Source organism: Chamaesiphon minutus PCC 6605 (assembly GCF_000317145.1).
Lineage (GTDB): Bacteria > Cyanobacteriota > Cyanobacteriia > Cyanobacteriales > Chamaesiphonaceae > Chamaesiphon > Chamaesiphon minutus.
Window position 1 is genome coordinate 5,906,038 of record NC_019697.1, and the last position, 22,683, is coordinate 5,928,720.

The following is a 22,683-nucleotide window of genomic DNA, read 5'->3' on the forward strand; positions in this document are numbered from 1 at the left end:
CTGAGTATATTTTAACAACAGCAGAATCGATCGAGAACGATCGCGCCCTCAATCTGAACTCAATCAATTACATGAATCGGGCCGTGGATGCTAGCATTAAAAAATTGGCGCATCAGTGGGTTATCGGTAGTATCGATATCAGCGGTTTTGCCATCCCATTGCACCTTACCTTGATAGATAAACACAATTCGATCGGTAGTCCGTCGAATCGTGCTACTTTGGTGGGTAACCATGACATAAGTGCCACAGCCAGCTTGATGCTGTAACTCTCTAACCAAATCTTCAATTACTGTAGACGCGATCGGGTCTAGACCTGCCGTCGGTTCGTCATATAATAAAACCTCTGGATTATCTTCAGGATGTTCGGGATTAGACATAATCGCCCGCGCAAAACTGACGCGCTTGCGCATTCCCCCAGATAATTGAGCGGGATATCGATCTGCGACATCTACCATGCCGACCATTGCTAGTTTAGCCTCAACTAGCTCTCGAATTTTTTGGTGCGAAATATGCGATTGCTGAAATAACCGAAAGCCAACATTTTCTTCAACCGTGAGTGAATCAAACAAGGCGGCTTGCTGAAATACCATCCCGATATACACCGGATCGTTACCGTCTTCGATTAACCCCTGTCGCTTTTGTCCCCGAATCCAAACTTCGCCCTCATCTGGGGCAAGCAATCCGGCAATAATGCGCAAAATGGTCGATTTGCCCGTTCCTGATGGCCCGATGATTCCCAAACCTTGCCCTGGATAGATATCTAAATCCATCCCATCTAAAATTACGCTATTACCAAAGGCTTTGGAGATGCCGCGTAGTTGAATGATTGGTTCCATTAGGGAGTGGGGGAGTGGGGGAGTGGGGGAGTGGGGGAGTGGGGGCAGAATGCTTGCTTTTTATCTGATTTCTCCCACTTCCCGACCTTGAATGCTCAAAAAAGATCGACTATCTACTATCCACTAATCTACTGCATTATACTTTTGGGTAAATATACCACCGATCGCGGAGATTGCAGCTAAGCATAATAACACGGTGGGGACGCCTAGAGCTGTTTCGGCGATGCCCGTCAGGGCAAGGGGTAAACTCAGGGCGATGTTAATAGCGTTGTTTTGCAGTCCGAATACCTTGCCACGCATTTCTTCTGGGGTTTCGCTTTGGATTGTCGTCTGCATGGGAATCAGGACACTGGCACTAAATACGCCCATGCCGACCAAGCATAATATACTCAGCCACAGCGAGTGCGAAAATGATAACCCCACTAAAGAGGCTGCCACACCGATCGAACCGTACAAACTCAGTCGATCGCGAGAGAATTGTCGATCGAGGTAACTCAATCCTACCGCACCGAGTGCCAGCCCGACGCCACCCGCAGCCAAGAGAAATCCAAATTGGGAAGCTTTAATTTCGGGTAAGAGTTCGGCCATCCGCACGGCGACTACTGTCATTGAGGCAATAATCGATTGTAAAACAACCAATTGAATTAATGCGCCTTTGATTTTTTTGTGTTCTCCTAAGTAGCGGATGCCATCGCGCAAATCGGCTAAAACATGCGGCTCATTGCCAGTGACAATCTGTTTGGTTTCGCCCGTCCGCATCACAATGAGCAAAATCCCGGCAATTGCATAGCTAGCACCGACTAATAATTCCTTGCCGATATTTACACCCAAACCAATGCTCGCCCCCAAACTATCGGCAAGAGCTAAAATTGGTTCGCCAATCGCAAATCCGACAATCAGCGACCCCATAGCCGTCGTCGTGTAGAGCGAATTAGCCGAGAGTAGATTTGGTTTATCTACAATCATCGGGATTGTCGCTTGTTCGGCGGGCGAGAAAAATTGACCCAGTGTAGACACCAAAAAAGTCACTGCTAACAGAATTTCAAACCCTAACGGTAAATTGGCGAGTACTTGACCCCTGGTCAACCATAATAAAAATGGCACTGACAGCACCAAAATTCCGCGCAGGAGGTTGGTACTTACCAGTACCTCTTTTTTATGCCACCGATCGACAAATACCCCAGCCAGAGAGCCAAATAACACTGCTGGAATCGTATTGGCAATCATGATCGCCGATACCCAACCACTGATACTCTGATTTTCTGATTGAAATTGACTCTCAATAATCGCAATCATCAATACCACATAGACTTTATCCGCTAGTTGGGAGAAAATCTGTCCGCTCCACATGGTAACAAAGTTGCGATTTTTGAGCACTGCTAAAAATCCTGGTTCGGGAGCTACGCTCTGTGCTTGGGTTTCTGGTGCCACATTTTCCTCCCCAGTTGCCGCTACCACATCCATTGGCAACCCCGAACTTGATTCTTCAGTTGCGTGGAGATCGGTCAATTCATTTTCTGGTGCTTTGTCAAAATCAGATAATCGCATTGAGTAATGTGGTAGGGCTGTGAAAACCGCTGAATTTAAAGTTCGATCTTAAAAAACCGTGCCTCCAGGAAGAGTCTTCACCAAAAGGCAATATCTTCCATTTTAAAGCGATCGGTGCGGGCTGGGCAGATAACTGTACTCTAGCTGACGGTGTAACTAGTTTTTAAATTATCTAGAGTGTCAGATCTTCAACCATGTTAGATGGCGTGTCACTCGTTGGCGATGGTGAAAGCCGCACCTTTGGGCTGATTTGCCAGCTATTAGTGTAGCGGGTTTTGGCACAGATGGGTGGATGCTTCTCCTGACTCCAGACGCCACGCTAAGAGGAGGTTCAGCAATAGGGTAGATGGGTAGACCCGATCTGCTGACTAGAAATCGATGAGTGCGGCGGAGCGAATCTGAATATTGAGGTGGTAATGGATATATTGACGCAAAATGCGTTCGAGTCGCCGCCAGACGCCAGCGAGTTCCAGATCGGAGATGGTATCGATCGAAAATTTATCAATCGCGAGATCGAGCCTATCGAGGTTAGGATCGGACAGATGTTGAAAGCATAGCAAGTCTAGAGCTGTCAGTCGATAATTGACGGCGATGCTAGGATCGTCTGTAGTGAGATTCAAACCGACGGTACTGCCCGATTCGATGCTAAATCCAGTTTGCCAATTAATGGTGGTAAAATTTGGCTCGATCGCCTGTCTGGTAATGCAACAATCGTAGACTTGAGGCGCGATGCCATCGAGAGCTAGTAAGTGAAAAATGCCTTGACATAAATGCGCGATCGATCCGGTATTGTCGCCGCGATCGAGCGAATTTAATCGGCCTAAATGTAACAATAATAATTGATATAATTCTTCTTGCGGTCGATCGCTTAAGGCTTGTGCTAGTGCGATTTCTGCTAGGTATTGACTGGCGGCAAGTTTGCCTAAATCGTCAATCAATCTGCCGTAAGAAATCGTCGTCTGAGCTTGGGTAATCTTATCTAAAGAGCGACCTTTGGCAATTAATAGCTCGTTAACCATAAATAGCGTACTACGTCCGCCCAGACTAGAGTTGGACTTGCGCGCACCAGGAACGATCGCCTTAATTAAACCATGTTCGCGGGTCAGAATCGTCACCAATCGATCGTTTTCACCGATCGGAATTGTTTTGAGATTGATCCCTGTCGCTTTATATGTACCGCTCATGAACTAGGATATGCTGACAAGTCTTATATACTATAAACTCTATAAGTGCGAAACTTATCGTCGATCGTGCCCATCGGCGAATTGCTGTTAACAACACTGAAACTCGTGACCGAATCGAAACAAAATTTTCTTCGCAATATTTGGTACTACGCTCTACCCGCAGAACGCATCAAAGCGGGTCAGATGCTAGCCAAACAGCTCCTCGGCGAACCAGTGGTGTTCGGACGCACTCAGGCTGGTGAAGTGTTTGCCCTGCGCGATATCTGTCCCCATCGTGCCGTCCCCTTGAGTTGTGGGCGATTTGACGGTAAAGAGATCGAGTGCGCGTATCATGGCTGGCGATTCGACGATGGGGGGACGTGTACCGCAATTCCGGCTTTAAATGACGATCGAGATTTGGACTTGAGTAAGTTTCAGGTGCGGCGGTATCCCGTGCGCGAAGTTCAGGGTAATATTTGGATTTACATGTCCGATCTCGATCGCTGCGACGAACGAGAGCCACAACAGACGGTGCCGGAAATTGCCGGATTTGAAGGCGTGACGCATCAATCGACATTTACGATGAAGTTCCCTTGCTTTATCGATCATGCCGTCGTGGGGCTAATGGACCCGTCCCACGTTCCATTCGTACATCGCGCGTGGTGGTGGCGATCGGATACAATCCTCACAGATGAAATTAAAGCCTTCGATCCTTCTCCATACGGCTTTACCATGCGCCGCCATCGATTGGAGCGACAGACTTTCTTCTATCGGTTGCTTGGTGGCGATGCAGAGGTCGAAATCGCTTTCCGGTTACCTGGCGTGCGGATCGAACAGATCGTGACTAATACCAATCGGGTGTGCAATCTCACGGTAATTACCCCGATTTCGGAGACAGAAACCGAAGTCACGACGATGTTTTATACCACCATCCCTTGGTTCAAACCCTTGCGTTGGCTGATTCAACCATTTATCACCACCTTCTTGGGTCAAGATCGAGATATGGTGGTCAAGCAACAAATTGGTTTAAAATACAATCCACCATTGATGTTAATCAGGGATGCTGACACCCAAGCTATCTGGTACTACCAGCTCAGAGCCGAATACCTTAAATCGATCGGCGAAGATCGCGAGTTTAGCAATCCCGTTAAATCTCAAATCTTACATTGGCGCAGTTGAGATCTAGTCGGCAATCTTACTCGCGGTTTTCGTCGCTAGAGATCGAACTCGAACCAGTGAGCATGTCTTCTAGTTCCATGCGCTGCTCCATTTGACGCAAGAAATAGCCAGTCATCATCGCCGAACCTAAGAGATTGGCGAGGTTATCGCGATCGGTCGTAACTTGAACGCTAAAGCCATCGCTAGGCAACATCCCCAATAAGCCCTGGATGTTGTGGGTGATAATATCTTTTACCTGGGGAGTTGTGGCCTTAGCAATTTGGGCTAAGACTTCTGGGGATTGATGTTGAAGATACTTCAGCAATTGATTGACTTGAGCATCTTCAGATTTGCGTTCCAGAAAATCAGGATTAAATGCCATTATGACTTAATTTGATGGATCGAGAGTGGTGTTTAGTCAGCTTTGAAGCTTTTTGGCTCGATAAGAATATGATACTGTTTTATCGAGCAGAGCGCAGTGATAAGATCGCTATTATTAGTATGCCCTCAGAACGGTTATCCGCATTCATTGAGGTTGCAATTGGCGCAGAGCATAGATTTTGGTAGGCTAATGGTTTTCGCTATTCGAGTCCACCTCAGTGGTGAAATCCACCCCTGAATCCTCATCTGGTGGCTCGATATTCGCGACATCTTCTTCATCAGCTAGCTTGGGAATAGCAGCGACTGGTAATTGAATTGGTAAATCGTTTAGTTCGTAGGTGCGGTGGAATTTGTCAGTTACTTGCAATAGTGACGAGCGACTTCCTGACTGACGTCGTTTGCGCACAAATCCTACTTCTACGAGTTCTTGAACGTGCTGATAGGCACCGCTACCTCTCAATTCTACCAAATCTGTCTGGGAAATCGACCCCTTAATCGCGATCGCGGCCAAGGTGCGCAGCGCACCCGTCCCGATTTCGGGGGGAATCATTTTATCGATCAGCGTTTGGAACGAGCCACGCAACTGAAGTGTATACCCCTTGGGCGTTTCGACTACCTCTAGCGCGCTATCGCGATGGGCATAGTCATCCATCAACTCCATCATCGCCGTTTCGGCAGCATCGCGATCGCACCCCGCACATTCAGCAATAACTGCTAAATCTAGGGGTTGTCCTTTGAGATACAAAATGGCTTCAATTTGACTGGAGAGACGAAACATTTATATTAATTGATAATTGATAATTGATAGTTAACAGCTATCGAATTCTCAGATTGTAGGATAGGCACTGTCTTGTCTCCATCAACCGTTGGGGAACCCGGCAAGCGGGAGCCGCTGCCAACCATCTAGATTGTAGGGCGAGCACTATCTACGGTTTTGGCAATTTCGATCGGGTTGTGAATCTCGATCGAATCTAAGACAAACTTAAAACAAATCTTACTCTATGAATACCAAATCATCTTTTTCTAGTGACATTTCATCGAGAGATTGCCAGCCCGGTTTCCATTGGCTGGTATCTTTTATCGCTTGAGCATTGATCCAGAATCTGACATTCGGATCGCAGGAGGATACCATTTCAGCAAAGACCCACTTACCATCATTGCGACGATTGACTACTTGAAAATGTCGCCACCCCCACATTTTTTGGGTAGCCGTCCATTTGGAGCCGAGTAGGTGTGGAAATTTTTGCTTTTTTGCCATGATTGAGGCTATGCTAACGAGCTGACAATTTGACCGGAAATTTCTCGCAGGTGAATGATATCCTGGCGCGGATCGACGAGTGCGACTTGGACTTGGATTTGTTCGCCCAAAGCGACCCACCGATTGAATCGCATGGCGAGTTCGATGCCTAATTCTTCAATTAAGATTAGAGCCAGACTTTCGTCCTCGCGCAGCCAGCGAAGGAATAAAGCATCCCATTCGCGATCGCCCGATCGATTGAGGTATTCTAATGTCCAGTAGCGATTGGTTTGGCGTTCGACCATTGTGGCTTCGTAAATACTCGTTCCCAATCCCATCATAATTTCCTGCAATCGCTCGACGGTAAAAGGTAATTCGTCGCCGCGCAGGTGAGCTTTGATTTGGAAATGGGAGAGTAAATCTGTATAACGACGAATTGGAGAGGTAACTTGAGAATAGGTGTTTAAACCCAAGCTAGCGTGCCGAGAAGGCGTAGTTGCCATTTCACTACGAGGCATACAGCGACGCACGGCACAGGAGCGTGCAGGGCCGACTGGGATGAGAATCAGTTCTTCTTCTGGCGGGAGTTCTGGTTGGGGTTGGCCGCGATAAGGGAGTGGGAGGGAATTGTCTTGTCCGTATTTAGCAGCTACTTCGCCAGCGAGAATCATCATTTCGGCAACTAAGCGGCGCGCGCGATTGTCTTCGATCAGATCGATCGAGACTTTATCGCCGCTGACTTTGACGGTAGACTCAGGCATATTGATATTAATCGAGCCTTGAGAGAGTCGCCACTGGTTGCGGAGTTTAGCCGCTTTGGCGATCGCTTCGATTTCGTTTTCGCCAGGAATCCGCAGTTGCAGCATTTCCTCGACATCTTCATAAGTGAGTCGATAAGTCGGCTCGATCGTGCTCGTAGTTATCTCATATTCGCTCGCGGCACCGCTTTCATCTAAGATTACCCCAAAACTTAAGGCACAGCATTTTTGCCCCTGCCGCAGGCTCATTGGCCCGGTTGCGAGTTCGGGGGGGAACATCGGAATCATCCCTGTTGGCAGATAAATTGTGACAGATCTTTTCCGCGCTTCGAGATCGAATTCATCATCGGGCGATAATAACCGCGTGGGATCGGCAATATGAATCCACAATTTTTGGCGGCCATCTGGCAATGTTTCAACACTCAAACCGTCGTCGATTTCTTGGGTACTCTCATCATCGATCGTGTATACCTTCAGGTGAGTAAGATCGCGGCGGCGGGTTGCATCGAGATCGACAGGAGGATTTGTCAGTAATTCATGCGCCACAGTTTGCATCTTGTGTGAGAAGTGAACGGGAGTCTGAGAACGTCGCAAATGGATGTTTTCATGTATGTCCCACCATCCCAATTCCACGAGGAGCGAGAATACCGCAGGCTGGGTTTGCGACACGTTGAGAGCGGACAGATATTCACCTAGTTTTTGCGGGGGAACATCGGGATTGAGTACATATTTTTCGAGGACTTCGAGTCGCTGTTTGTCGGTGTCTTGCCACTCAACAGCCTTGCCTGCTAACTTCTGCTCGATGCGGGCGATAAATCCTTGCTGTTCCCGCTCTTTTTGCTCTTTGACACTAGCTTGGTGTTTGAGTTCGGCAACTTGAGTGCGGCTGCGGGCTTCGTATTTGTCTTCTTTCTTGTTCTTGAAATAGATCTTGTCTTCGGAGAGCAAGATGTGAGCAGCATAACACAGAACTGGAGTACGATCAGAATACAATAAGTCTGCTAAAGCGGGCGGATCGACGAGTTCGCTGTCTTCTACCAACATTTCCCAAGCTACTTCCAAGCTGTCAGGATCGACATTCGGTGCGACTTCGGTTGTAAATTTATTGATTTCTGCTGGCTGTTTGCAGCTAATCCCGGCTACTTCATAAGTAATATCGCGCGGATGCAGCGTATGCGACTGACTGCGAGCATCGATCGCGATCCAGTGTTTTTTCCCTTCTGGACGATCGGCAATAGCTAGACGGCGTTCTCCATTGTGCCAAAATTCAACTAGAGTTCCCTTCTCCACCCCTATTATCTTCCTTTGTAACAATTAAATGTTACGCGTTATTTGGTTGTGTTTAGTTTCAGTCTCGATTTTCTCTTCATTCAGATGCTAAGACAACGCAAATGAAACTACCTTCTCTAGTTTACGGCGAATGGGGTATAGCTGCTAGATCTAAAACTCAGCCAGGAATGTGAAGATATGAAGTTTGCTGGAAACTTTCGAGCTACTAGCAACCCTCATTCCTCATCCCTTTTACTGTTAGCCTTCGACGTTGATGAATGGCATCAAGGCGATTTGACGAGCGCGCTTAATCGAGAGAGTCAGATCTCTTTGTTGTTTGGAGGTTAAGCCAGTGATTCTGCGAGGTAAGATCTTGCCCCGTTCGGTAACGAACTTGCGGAGTAAGTCTACATCTTTATAATCGATGGGTTCTCCAGGCTTGATCGGCGATAACCGTTTGCGAAAATATGCCATGTGTTTAGTGGATAGTGAATAGCGACTTGCGCTCGTCGGGTTTCCCGACGGTTTAGCAAATCAAGACGGTGGATAGTAGATAGTTACAATTCTTAGTTGGATTGGGGAAGGGGTAAAGGAAAAATGTGTTCCATTGCCTTTACCCTTTAAACTTTCCCCTCTCCCCTACGAATCGATATAACTAACAACATAATTATTTGATCTCTTTGTGTGTCGTGTGCTTGTTGCAGTAGCGACAGAATTTGCTCAACTCTAACCGTGCGGTGGTGTTCCGACGATTTTTCATTGTTGTGTAACGGGATACGCCAGCAGAGCGTTTGGCAGGATTACTGCGACACTCAGTGCATTCCAATGTGATGATAATACGAACGCCCTTTTTGGCTGCCATACTCTTTACAGACCCAACGCGGGAATAAAATAGACACAGCCTATGATTATCTCATGAGTATCGCTCGATCGGCAACTACTAACTCCTATAACCTTACAACAAACGATCGCTTCTGAGAACTTGTAGGTTCAGTCTTTGCAATGGCAGCAAAGCATTATACAAGTTTTCGCCCGTCATGAAACAATTTACGCAAGAGAGCTTATCGAAAGCAAGTTGCTAATTATATTCGCGAGGTGGTTATGGGGGACAGGGGAAAGGAAATTGGAAATTGTTCTATCCTTTGCCCTTTGCCCTTTCCCCCTTCGACACTAAAAATCTGTAACTACAACTTAGGTTAATAGTAGCAACTGTTACGATTCGATCGTTTGTATAATCATTAAGGGGAATATGCTCGACCTTTTATGCCAACGATCGATCTTCAGACTGCATTATATCAACTCGAACACTTTGCCGATCGATTGGTGACCGAGCAACTGACTCAGATTACCTGGGTATCGATAGCGACGATCTTCTTAGCGGGATTGCTCACTAGTCTGACGCCTTGTACGTTATCGATGTTACCGATTACGATCGGGTATATCGGCGGCTACGAATACAAAAGCCGTTGGCAAGCTGCATTACAATCGACTTTTTTCTGTGTGGGCATCGCTACAACCCTAGCAGGATTGGGCATATTTGCGGCGGTAGTAGGTAAAGTTTACGGTCAAATTGGCTTAGGATTGCCGATCTTTGTCAGTGTGGTGGCGATTCTGATGGGTTTGAATCTGCTTGAAGCTTTACCCTTCCAACTGCCCGATTTTGGGGGGATGGATTGGATTCCCAAAGATTTACCGAATGGGTTGCGTTCTTATTTGTTAGGAGTCACCTTTGGCTTAGTTGCTTCGCCTTGCAGTACTCCGGTATTGGCTAGTTTGCTAGCTTGGGTGGCGAGTACGGGCAATATCTGGCTGGGTGCGGGACTCCTCCTAGCATATACGGCTGGTTATGTGGCACCATTAATATTGGCAGGGACATTTACGGCTGTAATTAAGAAGTTATTGGAAGTACGTAAATGGTCGGGATGGATTACCCCAACTAGTGGCATCCTCTTAATTGGGTTTGGGGTGTTTTCCTTGTTGACTAGAATTCCTAGTTTTTAAGAACTCAATCATATATTTTAAAAAATAGATAAATCAGGAGTAGGGTGGGCACTGCCTACCAACTAAATTGTAGACAACATATAAATAATAAATATTTTTACAAACATCCTTATTTTGTATAAATAAAGTTGTTTTCAACATTAAATGTTGGGCAATGTCAACCCTACGAATTAACTGGTGTAGAAAATCCAAAATCCAAAATCCAAAATGGCGATCGAATCCAACGTAACAGCTTCTAGTAATTTCTGGCAAATACCCCAACAATGGTGGCGAAAAAAAATCGTGCCAGTTATTGCCAATCTCAAATTTGCGATCGTGTTGGTACTGATTATCGCAGTTGTGAGTATTACGGGGACGGTCATCGAACAGGGAGAGACGCCCGGATTTTATCAGACTAACTATCCCGAGCATCCAGCTTTATTTGGTTTTCTCACTTGGAAAGTAATTCAAGTAATCGGCTTAGACCATGTATATCGAACTTGGTGGTATTTAGGACTATTAGTTCTGTTCGGAATTAGTCTGATGACTTGTACTTTTACCACTCAGTTGCCGATGCTTAAGTCGGCGCGAAAGTGGAAATTTTATGACAATCCTAAATTCTTTCAGAGATTAGCCTTAAGTGCCGAAATCGAAGACCGAGATTTGACAGCACTTACCGAACAACTCCAAGCGCAGAAATACAAGATTTTTACTGAAGGCGATAAACTTTATGCTCGCAAAGGATTGATTGGCAAAATTGGGCCGATCGTCGTGCATGTTGGCATGATTTTAACTCTCCTCGGCGGCGTCTGGGGCGCGATGACTGGATTTATCGGTCAAGAAATGGTGCCGAGTGGCGATACTTTTCAAGTTAAAAATATTCTCGATGCGGGGCCATTAGCGCGCAACCAAATTCCCAAAGATTGGTCTGTTAAAGTCAATCGTTTTTGGATAGAATATACACCCGCAGGCACGATAGATCAGTTTTACTCCGACCTGTCGGTAGTCGATAATAGTACGCAAAAAGAACTCGATCGTCAGACGATTTATGTGAATAAACCCCTGAAATATCAAGGAGTTTATTACTATCAAACTGACTGGTCGATTTCGGGAGTGAAAATCAGATTAAATAATAGCCCGATCTTTAGATTGCCCATGGCACAAATCGGACAGGGTGCCCAAAATCGGCTCTGGGGTACTTGGATTCCGACTAAGCCAGATTTAAGCGAAGGTGTTTCGCTGTTGGCAAAAGACTTGCAAGGAACGATGCTAGTTTACGATACCAAAGGACAACTGATTTCGAGCGTGCGTGCTGGTAACTCGATCGAAGTTAATGGAGTCACGTTAAAAATTCTCGAACTGATTGGTGGGACTGGCTTACAAATCAAAGCCGATCCGGGAATTCCGATCGTGTATCTAGGCTTTGGTTTGCTGATGTTAGGTGTCATTATGAGTTACTTCTCGCATTCCCAAATCTGGGCAGTAACTAAAGAAGGTAAATTGTACTTGGGTGGCCGCACAAATCGCGCTCAAGTGGTGTTCGAGCGCGAAACGATTGACATTATCGAACGGCTCCAAAATGCGGGTACGTGCGAAGTAGCTAGCGATCTAGATGTGCCCACGGCAGTCGGTTAGATAACCTAATACGATCGCATTAAATAAGAGGTGTAGCTAAATACTTCTCGGACTGTCGAATATAAATCGCGCAGCTCAAAGAAGTTGGCGTGTGCGGTATAGACGGTTTTAATTCCGAATTTTTGGAGTGCTAATTTGGTGCGGGGGAGATGAAAATATTGAGAGATTGCAATCGCACTATCCCACTTATGTTCGGTCATTAGTTGGGCGGTGCGCTTGGCGGTGAGATAGGTATTATTCCCTTGACTATCGACATAAATCCGCTCGGCGGGTAACCCCTGGGTTACTAGGTACTGCTTCATCACTACCGCTTCGTCGAACCCTTCTTTACCCACGCCACCGCTGACGATCGTGTTTTTAAAAACTCCCTGCTGGTAAAGTTGAATCGCTTTATCTAATCTGGCTTGCAAGCGCGCAGAAGGTTTGCCGCTAGGATCGACCGTATTGCCCAGCACGACAGCAACATCTGCCCGATCGATATTATCGATCGATCCGGCGATCGCGATCGCGCCAGCACTCACGAGTAATAAGGCGATCGACCCGATCGTGCCGTGAGTTACAATTTTCGCAATTCGCTGGCGATCTCCGCTCCATATTTTGCTAATCTTCACGGCTGATGTCCGCCACTCTTACAATTAATTAAGACTATTCTACCGAGCGAGATCGCTTGCAGCATCCAGATGAGCCAAGTTGTAATTATTGGGGCGGGGCCGACGGGTTTGACTTTGGCACTGCTGCTAGTTCAGCGGGGGGTCGAGGTGACATTAATTGAAGCCTCGCGCAACTTTCGGCGGACTTTCCGGGGCGAGGCTTTGATGCCGAGCGGCTTAGAGGCAATCGAGCAGATGGGATTGACAGATTTAGTCGCCCACATCCCCCACCGTCCCCTCGCTGCGTGGGAGTTTATTATCGAGAATCGAGCGATTTTTCGAGTTGAGGAGCCGATGGAAGCAGGAGGTAAGCCTTGTACGCTGATTTCTCAACCTGCTTTTCTCGAAGGGGTGATGGCTAAAGTTAGTGAGTATCCAAACTTTGAATTTATCGCTGGCTCTGGCGTCAGAGATATCTTGTGGGAGCGAGAGCGGGCGATCGGGGTCATTTTGGCCGATAATCGTCAGATTCCCGCAGATCTGGTCGTAGGTGCCGATGGCCGCAATTCGATCGTGCGTCAGCAGGCCAATTTAGCGATCGATTTAGCCGCTCAAAGTTACGATATTCTCTGGTTTAAACTAGCCAGTACTCCTGAGTTGGAACTTGAAAATATCTTCTATTCGGTATTATGTGGCGATGCTGCTTTTGGCTTATTTCTGGGTTCGGAAGGACAGCTTCAGATCGGATGGTCGTTAAATCGGGTTACAGAGGGACAAAATGACCCCAAACAGTGGCAAAAAATCGATTGGGTCGAAACACTAGCCGTAGCCTCTCCCGACTGGTTAGCAGCCGCCTTAAGACAGCAAGCAGATACTCTGGAACGTCCGTTTTTACTCTCGGTGACAGTCGGACTCTGCCCGCAGTGGCACGCCCCAGGAGTGCTCCTTTTGGGTGATGCCGCGCATCCGATGTCACCAATTCGCGCGCAGGGTATCAATATGGCGTTACGCGATGTTATTGTAGCAGCCAACCATCTAGTACCAGTATTAAAACAATCTCATCTGGCCAACATTGACGCCGTACTCGCGCAAATTCAAGCCGAACGCGTACCCGAAATCGTCCGCATTCAACAGCTCCAACGCGCCGAAATCGCCCAGGGCGAACTTCTGCACGATTATCCGCCGCTGCGCTATCTCGTCAGCCGGATCGTCCCGCGCATCCCACTGCTACGCAACCGCATTCGCCAATCCTGGATCGATCGACAACTCCAGCTCCGGAAAGGATTTACACAAGTATCTTTGCAGGTCTCAAGGGGGTAAAATGTAGTAAAAATTTAGCGATTGTCTCTATTTTTGACTTAATAACGTCCAGAAGTCTTTTGGAGCAATAGTATTGAGCGCAGTCACCGTAGTCTCTTCGATGGAGAATCGATCTATCCAGATTTTATCGATCGAAGCCGATCCAGTCATCCAGTCGGGGTTAATTGCCTGCTTGAATCGGTTTCCCGATTTACATGTCGCTGCTGAAGCCCAAACCGTCGCCAGTGCCGAGCTAATGCTCGCAGATGCTGCGGCGCGAAGATGGCGCGATAGTACTGGCGAACCGATCGATCTCGATCTAATTCTAATGGGATTGCCATTACGCGATCGCCCGAATGCGACTGCACATCTGACCTTTTGTCAGCAAGTGAAAGCCACGTATCCCAACTTACCGATCTTGTTAATAGCCGAGCCTCAAAGTCCAGATTTTGGGACAGCATTTCAAATCGGCATCGACGGTTGTTGCCTTAGGGGTAGTTCCATTCTTGATTTAGTTGCCAGTATCCGCCGAGTTGCCGCAGGCGAAACTAGTTGGGCATCAGCAATTTTACAACAGGTCAGTGTCGGCGGCCAAACTCGCCCTCTGAGTTGGCGCGTTCGATTGCGGTTCGCCAGTCTCCAGCAAATCGAAACTACTTTAGCCGAAGTAAATACCAACCTCAGTACCGATCGACTCTCACCACTCGATCGAGCCATATTAACCGGACGCCAGCGCGAACTCAAGACCGCCCGCTGGCTAGTCAAACGCTTATTTTCTGCTCCAGATCCAGTCAGGGAGAGCGATCCCAATCCGCCCATCCTGAATGCCTCCAGCCAACTAGTTTTATCTTCGCCGCTGGCTCAACCCGAACGAGTCAATCCGCCACTCCAAAACTTGTTCGAGCGGATTGCTGCTAAATTACAATCCAATTTAGAAAATCTTACCAGTAGTCGGCTAGAAATCGATATTCTCCGATCGGATAAGAAGCGAGAACTGTTTTATTTAATCTTGCAACAGTTTGAAGGCTTAATCGATGAATTACGGTTTTCTCAAGTGACGATCGACCAACTATCGCTCAAGTTGCCGATAATCTTACAAGATTTATGGTCATCGGTAACGACTGATTTTTTTGGTAGATATCATACCCTTTCCACAGAAGATCGCCATGTCGAAATTATTCCAATTTTGCTACAAGACGTCGCAATCGTTCAGTCTGAAATTCTTGCTAAAATATCTCAACCGAGCGAATTATTTAACTACTTACTATTCAAAACACCGCTGACGATCGATAATACGATCTGTGCCTTTGGCAGTCCCGCCGCTGAAGATCGAGCTAGTGCGCTGCTCGAAAATCTGACGATTCACATGGCAAATGCCGTCATGCAACCCCTACTCAATCGGTTTGGCAATTTAGAATCGATGAAATCGGGATTTTACGATCGACGATTGCTTTCTAGTCGAGAAATCGAACGCTTCCGCAACGATCTTTCATGGCGATACCGGATCGATCGTTATCTGAGCGAGCCTCAAGCCATTTTTGAAAGTGAATATCGCTTATTGATCTTTACGGCTTATGGAATTAAACGCACTAATATATATGCACCTCGACCCCAAGAGCTAGAAAGATTGACCGGAATTCCGTTGGCAGTTACATTAACTCTAGAACTCAGAGACGCGCTGTCGCCGCGACTGCGATCGGCTACGACATTTCTGGGTAGTAGTGTTGTATATTTATTAACAGAGATTATCGGTCGCGGTATCGGTTTAATCGGTCGCGGTATCATCAAAGGTATTGGTAATATCTGGCAAGAAACCAATCGCAATCGTTAGAGAGCGTCATGCAAAATACTCGTCTAAATACTCTATTCGATCGACTCACTCGACAGTTCGGAAGATGGGTTGAAAATCCATGGCGGCGACTATCGATAATTATTATCAGTCTATTATTCGGGAACTTTCTGGCCTCCGCGATCGCCACATCTACCGGACAAAGAGCCAATCTAGATGTCTTTGCATCGCTCACACTAGTCGCCATTGTCGAATCGATCGGTTGGCTGACTTATGGCACTATTTTCGGTCGGCGCAGTACCGAAGGGCGAGATCAAATTATCGGTCAGCGTCCGATCTCGATCGCTATTTTAAATAGCCTTAAATTAGGCTTAATGTACGGCTTATTTGTCGAAGCATTTAAATTGGGAAGTTAAATTAATCGATCGTCAATGATATTAAAAACAACAGAAATCAGCCTCGAACGTGTAAAACTGCTTTACCGAGAAACTGTCGATCGGTCAATTGTTGGGCGACAGTAGCAATTTCCGTCCATGGAGCTTCGAGATCGATGTGGGGAATTAATTCTCCCGTTGCAACTAACCCCACCAACCGCGCTAAACCCGCTGCCGCAGTTTGCTTCTTAAGTTCGTGAAACAGAATAAACCCATATAAACTCAAACCGCCACCACCATAAAATTTGGATGCATTAAAAGTAATTTCTGTACCCGCCGTCGCACCAAACATTACACAGGTACCGTCTGGTGCCAGACTTTCTAATACTCTCGGTAAAATATCCCCACCGACAGAATCGAGTGCCAAACTATAAGGCGCGTAAGCTGAGAAATCATTGCCGACAATAACTTGATGCGCGCCAGCCATCGTCACAAAATCGACCTGTTCCGAGCGACGAACTTGGGCAGTAACGATCGCTCCAGAACGCGCGGCTAACTGACAAGCAAAGTAGCCAACCCCGCCAGATGCCCCGGTAATCAGTACCGATCGAGTTAATAATAGTCCCCCACGTTCGAGAGCCAGTAGTGCGGTTAGTCCGGCAACAGGCAGCGTTGCAGCCGCTTGAAACGACACGGTATCCGGCAGAGCGGCGATCGCGTGAGTCGGCACCACGACTCGCTCTGCCCAAGCCCCTTGAGCCATAAATCCGACAATCCGAGTTCCCGCCGGAAATCCCGAACCATCAGCGGCGGGTGTATCGATCGTGCCTGCAAAGTCCCAACCCGGTCGCCATCCGGCTGCGGCAGTTTGCGAACGACGCACTTCGCCGCGATTGAGAGAGATGGCGGCAACTCGGACGATCGCTTCATTGGGTAATGGTGCGGCCAGTTCGACCGATTTAATTACCAATCTTTCTGGCACTGAAGGATCGACAACAACTGCGCGAATGAGGTTAGGTGCGTCCATGTATTTAGTATTCCTGTTATTGTCAAAATCTACCTGGTTTCGTCAAGATTCGATCGATATTTTAGATCGATAACTTATCGTCGATCGACAACAACCGAACCAGATCTGCTCGATCGATCGAGCATTGAGAATATACTAGCAATATCGACCCTCACAATCCATGCCGTCTTTAGAACAACTCCTCAATTTCGATCGCCTGCATGTTTGGCATCCCTATGCAGCCATGCCCAACCTGTTACCAGTATTTCCAGTCGAGTCAGCACAGGGCGTATATATTCAGTTAATGGATGGTCGATCGCTCATTGATGGTATATCCTCTTGGTGGACTTGCATTCATGGTTATAACCATCCCCACTTAAACCAAGCAGCCCACGCGCAGATCGATCGGATGTCGCACATTATGTTTGGCGGTTTGACTCACCAGCCAGCGGTAGATTTGGCGATGAAATTGGTTGCCATGACACCAGCGGAACTCCAGCAGGTGTTTTTTTGCGACTCTGGCTCGGTAGCTGTAGAAGTCGCCATGAAGATGGCAGTGCAGTATTGGTACAATCGCGGCTTACCGCAAAAGCAGCGGTTTCTGACCATTCGCAATGGCTATCATGGGGACACCTTTGCGGCTATGTCAGCCTGCGATCCGGTGAATGGGATGCACCATCTGTTTGGCAATATTTTGACTCAGCAATACTTCGCTGATGCACCGCAGATAGCCTTCGACGATGATTGGCAACAACGAGATCTCGACAGTTTTGCAGCATTGCTAGCAGCTCACCACGATCGGATTGCCGCAGCCATTTTTGAGCCAGTAGTGCAAAATGCTGGGGGGATGCGCTTTTATCATCCCGAATACGTGCGTCAAGCCAAGGCGTTATGCGAAGAATACAATGTCTTGCTGATCTTAGATGAAATTGCCACTGGCTTTGGCCGCACGGGCAAAATGTTTGCCTGCGAATACGCGGCGGTATGTCCAGACATTATGTGTGTGGGTAAGGCTCTATCTGGCGGTTTTATGTCTCTGGCTGCGACGCTGACGACGCGAGAGATTAGCGAGACTTTTGCAGCAGGTGAAGCAGGTGTCTTTATGCATGGCCCCACATTTATGGCTAATCCCTTGGCTTGTGCGGTGTCGCTCGCAAATTTGGCTTTGCTCGAAAGTTACGATTGGCAATCGACAATTCGATCGATCGAAACTCAGCTCAAAGCCGAACTAGAACCTTGTCGGAGTTTGGCCGCAGTTAAGGACGTGCGGGTACTAGGGGCAATCGGGGTAGTAGAGTTACACGATCCGGTGAATATGCAAGCGATCCAGCCGCGCTTTGTCGAAGAGGGGGTATGGTTGCGTCCGTTTGGGCGGCTGATCTATACGATGCCGCCGTATATCATTCAACGATCGGAACTAACTGCGATTACTAGTGCTATTTATAAAATAGTCGATCGAATTTAATCGCAACGATCGAAGTGTAAGACGAGATGCTCTTCATCAAAATACACACCATCTACAAATAAAGCATCCCGCTCGAAGCCGAAAGGCTGGAAACCGCGAGATTTGTAAAGGGAGGAGGCGGCTAAATTGTTTGCAGTTACACCGAGGACGATCTGTCTCAGGACGCCAAGTCCTTTGGCATGGGATAATGCCGCATCGAGCAGGGCAGATCCCAAGCCGCGACTGCGAAATTCAGGCACAACGTACATACTCCAGAGATTGCCGATGTGGGCGCGCTTCAGACGGCTCTCGCGCGAAAAGCCGAGCATCCCGATGAGTCGATCGTTGGTATCGTCAAAGGCACCGAAAATACCATTGATGGAATCGGCAGGGCAGACTCTAGCGGCAAAGTCAGCCATCGGCAGACAAGCTTCTTGCTCGTAACTAGAACCAAATGCTGTTGGTGACTCTTGCAGTGCTTGGAGCCGCAGCGCATAGTAAGCAGTGACATCCTGCGAGTTTAGAAATCGGATTTCCATTTTACGATCGACGAATTACCAAGAAAAATAGGTGTCAAGCCTCCCCGTTCATTGGGAAATCAAGCAAGATTATTGATTATTGCAACCCTTTGTCCTTCAGACGGTCGTCATTGACTACCAGCAATCGCTCTCTATTTAGGAACTTGGCCAGAAACTAAACCCGATCTCAATGGCTATTGGCTGCGGTGGTGGAACCAGTCTTCGGCAATCCATTAGTGACAAGTTAAGAAGCGATCGCACTTGTCAAGCGGGCTTGAGGCGATGAGTCGAAGAAAAAATTGTCTGTTCGACTCATAGAATCAGGAAAAGGTGCAATAATTAACTTAACATTAGGTTTACGAACAGTTTTAACAATACCTAAATCTTGATTCTCTGGGGCAGCAAAATAGGTGACTGGATTGGCAGCTAAACCTTTATGATGAGCTACATGAAAGTGATAAAGACCTCGATAAATCATCTCTAAAGAAATGCGGTCGAATGGGAGAGATAATTCATCAGCTACAGCATCACCTAAATCGACTAGAACTGCATAAAACAGCCAAGTCCCCCACATCTGTAATTTAATTCCATTAACTGAACCAGTCCATAAATAACTCAACCCGAGCAATCGTTTAACAGTATTAAAAGCCTCTTCAATTCGCCACCGTCTTCCGTACAAATCGGCGACTACATAGGGAGGAAGATTCAATGGGTCGAGTACACTAGTTAGATAAGAATACCAGACTTTACCCACTTTAATTTCGACTAATCTTACAGTTATATATGGAGTCTTTTTGGTGCCAGACCCCATCCGCACTATTCGGTCACGGATACTATAACTATTGCTAAATACTCGCTCTATCTGTAGCGATGCACCTTTTTTTAATCGAGTAATAAAATGAATATCTCTGTTAATTAATTCTTGCCAAAATTGGAAATGATAGAAGCCTCGATCCAAGAGCAATAAAGTGCCCGATGTTACTAAATTCAGGATATCTTTCTCAAAATTAACATCTGAAGCTTTGGGATTTTCTCTAAACCAGATTTCAATCGGCAATCTCGTCACCAAATCTATGACTACTCCCATTTTTCCCGCTAGTTGTCCGATTGGCACATCAGATAAGCTATCTAATTTCTTGAATATCGCTTCCAATGTGGAGCCATCACATGCCCAAATCCGCTCAAATTTTGCTTGAGCAAATTCAATGCTTTGTGGCAACAATCGCTGTTTTCTCTGGTGCCACTTCACTCTAAATTCTGGCAGTAATTCCTTAAACACTCTCTCAAATAACTCAGATGGAAAGGTCAGAAATCTTTGTGCAATCGCCTGTTGACTTACTTGTGTTGGCTCACACCACAAAAATCCTTCTCGCCCTAACATTCGGCTTAGTTCTCTGACTCCTGGCACATTCCGCCACAGTAGCGTCAGCACTGCTGCCATCATCAAGGGTAAATTTAACAGCCGATTTCTCAGCCCTAATTGTCGGTAGTAATGACTTTGATTGAAAATTGCTGGTGTCAATAAAGCCTCTACTTGAGCGGCGATGATCTCATCTTCCACACCTGGTTGGTGGTTCTTTTTGGCGTGGTCGCGGTTACTTCTTCGGCGGCTGGTCATCAGGCCTCTATTCCCTCAAACTCTTGACTAGAAACAGTTTGGCATCTTTTTATTACCTTTTTGACAAATCTCTGATTTTCTTAACTTGTCACGAATGTCGGCAATCTTACCTTGGGCGGTAGAACAGATTGAAACCGAATGCCAAAGAGCCGAACAGGAGAGCTTGAGAGCCGATCGAGAACGCGAAGAGAAGGAAAAATTAATCGCCGCTCTCCGCGCAAAAGGTTTCGATCCAAACAAAGTTATTCGAGCTAGATATTTAATGTGCGGAGGAAACCTCCGCACATTTCGTTGCTGACGATCCAAACCCACCCTCATAACGATCGCCGCAAAATCATTGCGCTTTAGCAGCTTTTGTCTGTTGGATCGTCTCTTGAATTGTTTCAGTTTCGCCAATTTCATAGAGAACGATCGAGCCATTATCCATAGTAAAGATTTGCTTAACTGTCATATCCGCAAGCAAATTGCCCTGCAAATCTCTGACGATTTGATGAACGGTAACGACATTTCGATTGTGTTCGTCAGTCTCAAACTTTAAGGCTTCAAGCTGCACTTGAATAACATTATATTGATTAGTCCAGTATTCGCGCACCGCGTCGCGGCCATACACGAAACCGCCTTCTACGCCGTTGGCCCATTTCACGTCTGGGTGCATCACCTCAACGATCGTTTCCAGCTCGTGGTTATTGAAGGCTGTGTATAAAGTTTGCAGAAGCTGCCGATCTGAACTCATAGTTAATACTCCAGGTAATTTTTGGTGCAACCAGTAATGCCAGTTGGTTTGGTAGTTGAGGAATCCCGAACATTGATATAAGCCGTCTTTTGAGGTAGAAGAGGCGATCTGGAAGGGATGTGCGATCGCGATTGCCGATGTGAATCGAGAATCAATCTCCCTATACAGCGAGCGATTTTCCGCAGGAGAGGCTACGCCAACAGGGTTTGGCAGCCCAAATCCAGGAATCGACACAGAACCTGTCGCTCGATGCACGAGTCGGACTTGGGTGCCGCCTGCGACTGGAAATAATGTCCAGATTACTCGTGAGGGTGTATCCGATGGATGCTCTTTCCAGCTATAAACTAGACGTGTTGGGGCCTCCACTTCTAGCACTTGGCAGTAAATTGTGACTTCCAACCCTGGTAGCGGACGACTTTGAAACCGAAACTGATGCCCCAAGCGAGCTTCAAAATTGTTGTCCATCATCCAGACACTTAAAGCACGGCGATCGGTTAGTGCCTGCCAAACGCGCTCTGGTGGATGGGGATAAAACGTTTCCAGCACGATTTCTTGGCTCACGAGCGTTCCTCCAGATACTCACCTAAAGCATCCAGTTTTGCCGTCCAAAACTGTTCGTATTGGCTGACCCAGTCCGATACTGGCTTGAGGGATAATGGATTGAGTCGGTAGATCCGCTGCCGTCCCCGGCGATGCTGGATGACTAATCCCGCTGCGGATAAGATTTGCAGGTGTTGGGAAATAGCAGGTAAAGACATTGCAAATGGTTCGGCAAGCTGCTTGACAGGCTGCTCGCCATGCTGCAACCGCTCGAGAATCGCCCGCCGAGTGGGATCGGCGATCGCTTGAAAAATGTCGGTACTGGCAATCGATCGATTCATAGAGATAATTAAGCAAATGCTTAATTAAATAATACTTAAGCATTTGCTTAATTGTCAAGCTTGCTTCAGCCTGCTCTTAAGCACCAACAAGTTGGCGATCGATCGGACTCTAATACTGCTATGGATCTATTTATTTCAAACTAGAAGCTTGTCGTCCACCCAATCGTGACTGTTCTACCGCTGGCAAAACTTTTACCGAGATTGTCGTGTAAAAATTCTGCAATTGCCCGATCGCCAAAAACCTTACAAAGTCTGCAATTCCCTCAAGTAAACGAGCATTTCGCAAGCCACCACTATCGATGGCTACAAACCCAATCTCTTCAGCTAACTGCATCACAGTTTATTCCAATCTTCATTTGGCTGCTCCTGATAAACAGACAGGTCTGTTTTGTTTTGATATTTTCAATATAAACAGACAGGTCTGTAGCTTGTCAAGTTATAATCGAACAAAGATTGTTTCGATCGA

24 protein-coding genes are annotated in these 22,683 nt (G+C 46.9%); 8 read left to right on the plus strand and 16 right to left on the minus strand.

Annotation, left to right across the window (positions count from 1 at the left end; translation table 11 throughout):
- Positions 1–59: 59 nt before the first annotated feature.
- The 3 genes from CHA6605_RS26960 to recO form a co-directional block, all read right to left on the minus strand.
- Positions 60–836, minus strand: a complete 777-nt coding sequence (locus CHA6605_RS26960) for an ABC transporter ATP-binding protein (RefSeq protein ID WP_015162538.1) — start codon at positions 834–836, stop codon at positions 60–62.
- A 123-nt stretch (positions 837–959) separates the two neighbouring features.
- Positions 960–2,384 carry an MFS transporter gene (locus CHA6605_RS26965; RefSeq protein WP_015162539.1) on the minus strand — a complete coding sequence of 475 codons (1,425 nt, stop codon included), beginning with the start codon at positions 2,382–2,384 and terminating at the stop codon, positions 960–962.
- Between the two features lie 368 nt (positions 2,385–2,752).
- A complete protein-coding gene (recO, locus tag CHA6605_RS26970) occupies positions 2,753–3,568 on the minus strand; it encodes a DNA repair protein RecO (RefSeq protein WP_015162540.1) in 816 nt (271 codons plus the stop codon).
- A gap of 105 nt (positions 3,569–3,673) precedes the next feature.
- On the opposite strand from recO, the gene CHA6605_RS26975 reads away from it, so the two are divergent.
- Positions 3,674–4,726: an aromatic ring-hydroxylating oxygenase subunit alpha gene (locus CHA6605_RS26975; RefSeq protein WP_041550054.1), complete on the plus strand. Its 1,053-nt coding sequence runs from the start codon at positions 3,674–3,676 to the stop codon at positions 4,724–4,726.
- A gap of 16 nt (positions 4,727–4,742) precedes the next feature.
- Here the strand turns inward: CHA6605_RS26975 and CHA6605_RS26980 are convergent, their stop codons facing one another.
- From CHA6605_RS26980 to rpmG, 6 genes are all read right to left on the minus strand, one after another.
- Positions 4,743–5,087: a DUF760 domain-containing protein gene (locus CHA6605_RS26980; RefSeq protein ID WP_015162542.1), complete on the minus strand. Its 345-nt coding sequence runs from the start codon at positions 5,085–5,087 to the stop codon at positions 4,743–4,745.
- 186 nt (positions 5,088–5,273) lie between these two features.
- On the minus strand, positions 5,274–5,864 hold the full coding sequence (gene scpB, locus CHA6605_RS26985; protein WP_015162544.1) for an SMC-Scp complex subunit ScpB: 591 nt from the start codon (positions 5,862–5,864) through the stop codon (positions 5,274–5,276).
- 216 nt (positions 5,865–6,080) lie between these two features.
- Positions 6,081–6,344: a TIGR02450 family Trp-rich protein gene (locus tag CHA6605_RS26990; protein ID WP_015162545.1), complete on the minus strand. Its 264-nt coding sequence runs from the start codon at positions 6,342–6,344 to the stop codon at positions 6,081–6,083.
- Positions 6,345–6,352: 8 nt separating this feature from the next.
- Positions 6,353–8,371, minus strand: coding sequence for a ribonuclease catalytic domain-containing protein (locus tag CHA6605_RS26995; RefSeq protein WP_015162546.1), 2,019 nt, complete (start codon positions 8,369–8,371; stop codon positions 6,353–6,355).
- A gap of 237 nt (positions 8,372–8,608) precedes the next feature.
- Positions 8,609–8,824 (minus strand): 30S ribosomal protein S18, encoded by a 216-nt coding sequence (rpsR, locus tag CHA6605_RS27000; protein WP_015162547.1) that lies wholly within the window; start codon positions 8,822–8,824, stop codon positions 8,609–8,611.
- Between the two features lie 193 nt (positions 8,825–9,017).
- Positions 9,018–9,212 carry a 50S ribosomal protein L33 gene (rpmG, locus tag CHA6605_RS33290; RefSeq protein ID WP_015162548.1) on the minus strand — a complete coding sequence of 65 codons (195 nt, stop codon included), beginning with the start codon at positions 9,210–9,212 and terminating at the stop codon, positions 9,018–9,020.
- 401 nt (positions 9,213–9,613) lie between these two features.
- Here rpmG and CHA6605_RS27005 point away from each other — a divergent pair, with 401 nt between their 5' ends.
- Together CHA6605_RS27005 and CHA6605_RS27010 are read left to right on the plus strand one after the other, a co-directional pair.
- Positions 9,614–10,351, plus strand: coding sequence for a cytochrome c biogenesis protein CcdA (locus CHA6605_RS27005; protein WP_015162549.1), 738 nt, complete (start codon positions 9,614–9,616; stop codon positions 10,349–10,351).
- A gap of 207 nt (positions 10,352–10,558) precedes the next feature.
- Complete coding sequence (locus tag CHA6605_RS27010) at positions 10,559–11,965, plus strand: cytochrome c biogenesis protein (protein ID WP_015162550.1); 1,407 nt, start codon at positions 10,559–10,561, stop codon at positions 11,963–11,965.
- 5 nt (positions 11,966–11,970) lie between these two features.
- On the opposite strand, the gene CHA6605_RS27015 is transcribed toward CHA6605_RS27010, so the two are convergent.
- Positions 11,971–12,576 (minus strand): YdcF family protein, encoded by a 606-nt coding sequence (locus CHA6605_RS27015; protein WP_015162551.1) that lies wholly within the window; start codon positions 12,574–12,576, stop codon positions 11,971–11,973.
- Between the two features lie 69 nt (positions 12,577–12,645).
- Between CHA6605_RS27015 and CHA6605_RS27020 the strand changes: the two genes are divergently transcribed.
- The 3 genes from CHA6605_RS27020 (at position 12,646) to CHA6605_RS27030 (ending at position 16,059) form a co-directional block, all read left to right on the plus strand.
- Positions 12,646–13,875, plus strand: coding sequence for an FAD-dependent oxidoreductase (locus CHA6605_RS27020; RefSeq protein ID WP_015162552.1), 1,230 nt, complete (start codon positions 12,646–12,648; stop codon positions 13,873–13,875).
- 73 nt (positions 13,876–13,948) lie between these two features.
- A complete protein-coding gene (locus CHA6605_RS27025; RefSeq protein WP_015162553.1) occupies positions 13,949–15,685 on the plus strand; it encodes a DUF3685 domain-containing protein in 1,737 nt (578 codons plus the stop codon).
- 8 nt (positions 15,686–15,693) lie between these two features.
- Positions 15,694–16,059, plus strand: a complete 366-nt coding sequence (locus CHA6605_RS27030; protein ID WP_015162554.1) for a DUF565 domain-containing protein — start codon at positions 15,694–15,696, stop codon at positions 16,057–16,059.
- 37 nt (positions 16,060–16,096) lie between these two features.
- Here the strand turns inward: CHA6605_RS27030 and CHA6605_RS27035 are convergent, their stop codons facing one another.
- Positions 16,097–17,044 carry a zinc-binding dehydrogenase gene (locus CHA6605_RS27035; RefSeq protein WP_015162555.1) on the minus strand — a complete coding sequence of 316 codons (948 nt, stop codon included), beginning with the start codon at positions 17,042–17,044 and terminating at the stop codon, positions 16,097–16,099.
- Positions 17,045–17,204: 160 nt separating this feature from the next.
- On the opposite strand from CHA6605_RS27035, the gene bioA reads away from it, so the two are divergent.
- A complete protein-coding gene (gene bioA, locus CHA6605_RS27040; protein WP_015162556.1) occupies positions 17,205–18,488 on the plus strand; it encodes an adenosylmethionine--8-amino-7-oxononanoate transaminase in 1,284 nt (427 codons plus the stop codon).
- Here bioA and CHA6605_RS27045 read toward each other — a convergent pair.
- On the minus strand, positions 18,485–19,006 hold the full coding sequence (locus tag CHA6605_RS27045) for a GNAT family N-acetyltransferase (protein ID WP_015162557.1): 522 nt from the start codon (positions 19,004–19,006) through the stop codon (positions 18,485–18,487). The genes bioA and CHA6605_RS27045 overlap by 4 nt on opposite strands.
- 223 nt (positions 19,007–19,229) lie before the next feature.
- Positions 19,230–20,603 (minus strand): IS4 family transposase, encoded by a 1,374-nt coding sequence (locus CHA6605_RS27050; RefSeq protein WP_015158054.1) that lies wholly within the window; start codon positions 20,601–20,603, stop codon positions 19,230–19,232.
- Positions 20,604–20,697: 94 nt separating this feature from the next.
- Between CHA6605_RS27050 and CHA6605_RS27055 the strand changes: the two genes are divergently transcribed.
- Entirely contained in the window at positions 20,698–20,901 is a 204-nt protein-coding gene (locus CHA6605_RS27055) for a hypothetical protein (protein ID WP_041548487.1), read from the plus strand.
- A 36-nt stretch (positions 20,902–20,937) separates the two neighbouring features.
- Here CHA6605_RS27055 and CHA6605_RS33295 read toward each other — a convergent pair whose 3' ends face one another.
- From CHA6605_RS33295 to CHA6605_RS27075, 3 genes are all read right to left on the minus strand, one after another.
- A complete protein-coding gene (locus CHA6605_RS33295; protein WP_015162558.1) occupies positions 20,938–21,897 on the minus strand; it encodes an SRPBCC domain-containing protein in 960 nt (319 codons plus the stop codon).
- Complete coding sequence (locus tag CHA6605_RS27070; RefSeq protein ID WP_015162559.1) at positions 21,894–22,217, minus strand: ArsR/SmtB family transcription factor; 324 nt, start codon at positions 22,215–22,217, stop codon at positions 21,894–21,896. Before CHA6605_RS27070 ends, CHA6605_RS33295 begins: the two co-directional genes overlap by 4 nt.
- A gap of 130 nt (positions 22,218–22,347) precedes the next feature.
- Positions 22,348–22,551 carry a hypothetical protein gene (locus CHA6605_RS27075; protein ID WP_041548488.1) on the minus strand — a complete coding sequence of 68 codons (204 nt, stop codon included), beginning with the start codon at positions 22,549–22,551 and terminating at the stop codon, positions 22,348–22,350.
- Positions 22,552–22,683: the final 132 nt, after the last annotated feature.